Origin of the sequence: Phyllobacterium myrsinacearum, from assembly GCF_002980555.1 — a bacterium.
GTDB classification, from domain to species: domain Bacteria; phylum Pseudomonadota; class Alphaproteobacteria; order Rhizobiales; family Rhizobiaceae; genus Phyllobacterium; species Phyllobacterium myrsinacearum.
In genome coordinates this window covers 1-255 of sequence record NZ_PVBT01000041.1, presented here as the reverse complement: position 1 = coordinate 255, position 255 = coordinate 1, and the positions used below count along the sequence as shown (strand labels likewise).

The following is a 255-nucleotide window of genomic DNA, read 5'->3' as shown; positions in this document are numbered from 1 at the left end:
CCACGTGGGCGCCCGAATCCGTCTGCGCCGGAATATGGTTGGCCTCAGTCAGGAACGACTAGGCGATAGCCTGGGAATTACATTTCAGCAAATTCAAAAATACGAGAAGGGTGTCAACCGGGTCGGTGCCAGCCGTCTGCAAGCGATTGGTAACGTTCTCAATGTTCCCGTCACGTTTTTCTTTGACGATATGCCTGATCAGCCGGAGAAGGTGCCGGGGTTTGAGGAAGAAAGCGACAACACATATGTTGTGGG

Annotated in this window: 1 protein-coding gene; it reads left to right on the top strand. The window is 52.9% G+C overall.

Features of this window, described 5'->3' with window-relative positions; translation table 11 throughout:
• Positions 1-255, top strand: a 255-nt coding sequence (locus tag C5750_RS26270) for a helix-turn-helix domain-containing protein (protein WP_146118195.1), incomplete at both ends; no start/stop codon positions are given.